This window comes from Eisenbergiella porci, assembly GCF_009696275.1.
In the GTDB taxonomy this organism is placed as follows: Bacteria; Bacillota; Clostridia; order Lachnospirales; family Lachnospiraceae; genus Eisenbergiella; species Eisenbergiella porci.
This window is the reverse complement of record NZ_VUMI01000115.1, coordinates 1-3,588: the sequence shown is the minus strand read 5'-3', so window position 1 is coordinate 3,588 and position 3,588 is coordinate 1. Positions and strand designations below refer to the sequence as shown.

The 3,588-nt window shown below is 39.5% G+C and carries 4 protein-coding genes; 2 read left to right on the top strand and 2 right to left on the bottom strand.

Features of this window, described 5'->3' with window-relative positions; translation table 11 throughout:
- The first annotated feature begins 132 nt into the window (after positions 1–132).
- Together FYJ45_RS28870 and FYJ45_RS28865 are read left to right on the top strand one after the other, a co-directional pair.
- Positions 133–333 (top strand): hypothetical protein, encoded by a 201-nt coding sequence (locus FYJ45_RS28870; protein WP_003501914.1) that lies wholly within the window; start codon positions 133–135, stop codon positions 331–333.
- A 55-nt stretch (positions 334–388) separates the two neighbouring features.
- Entirely contained in the window at positions 389–1,705 is a 1,317-nt protein-coding gene (locus tag FYJ45_RS28865; RefSeq protein ID WP_235931065.1) for a site-specific integrase, read from the top strand.
- A 522-nt stretch (positions 1,706–2,227) separates the two neighbouring features.
- Here FYJ45_RS28865 and FYJ45_RS28860 read toward each other — a convergent pair.
- Both FYJ45_RS28860 and FYJ45_RS28855 read right to left on the bottom strand, forming a co-directional pair.
- The gene (locus FYJ45_RS28860) at positions 2,228–2,533 is read right to left on the bottom strand and encodes a type II toxin-antitoxin system RelE family toxin (RefSeq protein ID WP_321170346.1); all 306 of its coding nucleotides are present in this window, start codon (positions 2,531–2,533) and stop codon (positions 2,228–2,230) included.
- A 17-nt stretch (positions 2,534–2,550) separates the two neighbouring features.
- Positions 2,551–2,874: a type II toxin-antitoxin system Phd/YefM family antitoxin gene (locus FYJ45_RS28855; RefSeq protein ID WP_154468381.1), complete on the bottom strand. Its 324-nt coding sequence runs from the start codon at positions 2,872–2,874 to the stop codon at positions 2,551–2,553.
- Positions 2,875–3,588: the final 714 nt, after the last annotated feature.

The following is a 3,588-nucleotide window of genomic DNA, read 5'->3' as shown; positions in this document are numbered from 1 at the left end:
TACCCAAAACCCTCTATTTTCGTACCAGATACAGAGAAATGTCCATCCTCTTGGCTCATTTATCTGAGATATGAAATTAAAAATTTCTTGAAAAATAAGGAAAAAACACTTGACTAAATAGGGAGGACGATTATGGAGAAAAGAAAGCCTAATGACCTGCCGCCGGAACAATGTTTGGCTGTTGATACGGATACCCTTTGCAAGCTGCTGTGCTGTGGACGCCATACAGCGGTGCAGATTGGGGATCTTGCCAATGCACGCATTACCATGAACACCCGTGTCCTATGGAGTGTCCAGCGTATCAAAGAATATCTTTATGATATTTCCGGCTAAATAATTATGCCAATAAGGCGCACTGCACTTTTATAATCAGGAGGTACTTACAATTATGCCGAAAACAAGAAAAGACAACAAAGGCCGTAATCTTCGGCCTGGAGAAACGCAACGGGCAGATGGCAGCTATATGTATGTCTACAAATTGGGCAGCAAGAAGAAATACCTATATGACTCTGATCTTGCCAGTCTTCGTGTCAAAGAAAAGCAAATTGACAAAGATAAGGATGAGGGTATCCGTACCCAGGAAGCAATGAAACTGACCTTAAACGATATGTTTAAGATTTATATGGACAATAACATCAAACTGAAGCCCTTCACCAGAGCAAATTATCTTTACTTATGGGACTTCTATGTAAAGGATGAGCCTTTCGCCAACACTCCTCTGCCGCACGTTCGCAGAAGTGATGTTCTCGCCTTTTACACGAAACTGCTGAAACACGGCTTTGCTATCAACTCCCTGGAGAGCATCAACACCATCGTTCACCCCGCATTTGAACTGGCAGTGGACGACGATTATATTCGGAAAAATCCCAGCAAGGGAATTTACCGCAAGCTCAAAACAGATGGAAGTGCTCCGAAGCCCAAGCGCCGAATCGCACTTACGAAAACCCAGCAGCAAAACTTCCTTCGCTTTACTGCAAAATCTCCAACTCACAGTCATTGGCTTCCTGTTATGACTGTATTGCTGGGAACGGGGATGCGCGTGGCAGAATGCACCGGCATCACGAAAAGCGACATCAACTTTGAAGAAAATACGATTTTCGTCAACCACAATCTTATCTACCGGGTCATTGACGGAAAAGCCGGTTTTCACATCACTACTCCCAAAACCGAGAGCGGTACCCGAACCATTCCTATCCTCTATCCGGAAGTAGCTGAACAGCTTCGCCTTCAAATCGAAACTGTGGAGGCTTTCTACCCAGATGATAAATTGGCATTGGACGGATTTCACGGTTTCGTTTTTCGCAACCGCACCGGCTCCTTCCTTAGTGCCCATAACATCAACCGGGCGATTGAGCGAATCAGCGTTGCCTACAACATGGAGGAAATGGATCAGGCTGAGTTGGAAGACCGTGAGCCGAATCTCCTCCCACATTTCAGTGTGCACAACCTTCGGCATACATTCTGTACCCGGCTTTGTGAGAGCACCAATGATGTTAAATTTATTCAGCAGGTCATGGGACATGCAGATTTCTCCACCACAATGGATATCTACCCACATCACCCAAGAGAATATGCAAGAGAAGGCAAAAGCTATCAGCATGAATTTGAAGCTGATGTAAAAGAAAGGCGAATCTGCATTCCATACGCAGATTCGCCTTTCATATTGCTTCGTCCGATTTCGTCCGGCTTCATGCAAAAGTTGTAAAAAAGTTGTAGTTGTAACGCCTTTTTACTTCATCTTGTGTCGTCTTGGTTCATCAAACACAATATATAGTGGTTTATTTGTCCAGCGGCTTCATTGTGGGGAGGCGAACATTTGTTCGTTTTAGTCCAATTTGTAGTCATTTGAACTTATGTGTAACAATACCCATTTTTGACCCTATAGCGTTTATTGCCATTTATCCGCGTTTAAAAATTTACTGCGAAATCGAAGCTTTTTGTATCTTCGCTGTGGCAACTATAAACAGTACGTCTCTAACTAATTTTGACATTGTATTCTATTCAGATTGTTTTAGATGAAAGGTAAAGCACTACTGCTATCAAACAACAATATCGTTGTCCGGTTTGACCTATTTGATCATTTTACCTACTGATTCACCTCCACTGTTTCTTCTATATATAAACCACATTGGTCTATAAATTTATTATATATACGGCCAATTTCAAAAAGCAAGAGCTATTTTTTCTGACCGTTTATACGCGTTTATAGAAGATTGAAAAATGAAAATTATTTTTCATTTTCTACTCTCTTGGCTGCTGTCTCGTATACTTCATCATCTTTTCTAGCGCCAATAACTACAATATACATCTGATCATCTTTTCTAACCAGCTTATATACAATTCGAATTCCTGCATTTAGAAGCTTAATCTTTAACAGTCCTGTCAGATTCTTTCCACCCTTATTTCCAAGTGGCTTTCCATATCCACCTTCCTCTACAGTTAATGGATTGGTTGATACTTTATCGATTGCTTTTCTAACAAGTTTCTTCTGACTGCCATCTAAATCCCTGAAATCCTCCATGGCTTCTGGCATAAAAAGTACTTCCCAACTCATTCGAATTCTACCTCGTCACTATCTGCAAGATCTGTTTCTGTAAAACCGAATTCTTTGTCAAAAGCTTCCATTGAAACAAGCTTTGTGGAATCGAAATTAGCAATTCTCTCACTTGCAATAGTAAGTAGTCTTGCATCATTAACTTCATTCATGAGTTCCACATATTCAGCAGGTGACATAAGTACGCACTCTGGAGTATTGTTCTTCATAACAACCTTAGCACCATACTTTTTAACTTCATCAAAAATCTTACCTGCAAGACCTCTATTAAACAATGATATTGAAATTGTATTTTGAATTGCACTCATTACTGTACTCATCTCATGCACCTCCTTATAAATATAGTATATGCACTATCATTATTTTTGTCAATAATTATATCAGTATATTTACTGACATATTTTTACAGTTTATAAATTTACAGTTACTTCTCCGTTACTTCTCCGTCACATCGTTCTTTCTGTTAGTTACAGTTTCTCCGTAATTAATATGCAGTATTATGGTGTGTAATATGCAAAAATGAAGATCAAAAACGAAAACTCGTTTTTAATCTTCATTTTCAAATTCCAATCTAGTACTGTATAAGTGTAGATGTTTTGATACATCTGCACTTATTTTTTATAATAAAGTGGATAGATGGCCTGACGTGATTCCAATAGTGACACAATAGGTGATCCCGTTCGTAAAACAGTCAGCCCTCCACTTATTATTCGAATTCGGTTAAGCAGGTTGTGAACTGCCTCAATTGCAGTGTTACGTGTCACCAACGAAAATGAGTCTTAATAAGTCTGGATGGTCGCTCGCTATCAAGAAATATCAAAAAGTCCAGCTAAGAAATGTCAATAGGTAAAATGAAAATTTTTAAAAAGTTTTTTTCAAGCAGCTGATGTAAAAAAGGGTAACCTTAAATAAACCCATTGCCATGGGATTTTAAAATGTAATTCAAATCTATCAGGCAGCGTTGTTCACAGATTCTGGGTGCTCTGTTGCATAACGTTCACAGTGTTCTTTCGGCGTAATGAGCTCAAAAGGCT